We start from the raw sequence: 689 nt of genomic DNA on the forward strand, positions 1-689 counted from the left end.
AGAAGTGGTGAAATAAGCATACCACCAACCCGAAACCATACCCGTAGTGAGAAGCACGAGAAGCGCGCAAGACAGCAGGTTGCGCCAACGCGGATACTCCGTGCTTAAAAGCTTTTCCTTCGCTTCGGTCAACTTTTCCGTCACTCAAATCCCTTCACGATCTGCCACATAACGCCGCGTTAACCGCGCGAGCCGAAGGCGAGTCCGGTTGAACGCTTGGTTATAACTTTATTTAGTTGTAGCAATATGCCACAATTGATTCACGCATAAGAACTGGAGTATCAATTATGGCAACTAGTAGCGTTAGATTAGACCAAGAACTTATTGAAAAAGCTACCATTATGGCAAAGGCCTATAATAGAACACCGCCTAAGCAGATAGAGCATTGGGCGAAGATTGGTGAAATGATGGAAGATAACCCCGACTTACCTTATGAGTTTGTAAAGCAGGCCATTATTGCACAAGCAGAAAAAGAAGCAGGTAAATTGGAGCGTTATGACTTTGGCTAAAGTTGAGCATATTTTACAGACACCAACTTTTAAGAAAGCTGTTAAGAAATTAAAGCCCAATCAGAAAACAGACCTTGATTTAGCAATTAAAGAACTTATAGAAAATCCGCTGTTGGGTGAACTGAAACGAGGCGACCTTGCTTTTCTGAGAGTTCATAAATTTAAGATGGTTAAGCAACT

The 689-nt window shown here is 42.4% G+C and carries 2 protein-coding genes; both read left to right on the top strand.

Annotated features, from left to right (window positions below):
- The first annotated feature begins 287 nt into the window (after positions 1–287).
- The gene (locus A3750_RS22775) at positions 288–509 is read left to right on the top strand and encodes a hypothetical protein (RefSeq protein ID WP_068453310.1); all 222 of its coding nucleotides are present in this window, start codon (positions 288–290) and stop codon (positions 507–509) included.
- The coding region (locus A3750_RS22780) for a type II toxin-antitoxin system RelE/ParE family toxin (RefSeq protein WP_369819973.1) at positions 496–689 on the top strand (194 nt) is incomplete at its 3' end. The genes A3750_RS22775 and A3750_RS22780, both read left to right, overlap by 14 nt.

It is taken from the genome of Oleiphilus sp. HI0079, from assembly GCF_001635105.1.

What these genes read in the sequence shown, in the direction of transcription:
- A3750_RS22775 (WP_068453310.1), top strand. Translation starts at nt 288, where the DNA reads ATGGCAACTAGTAGCGTTAGATTAGACCAAGAACTTATTGAAAAAGCT.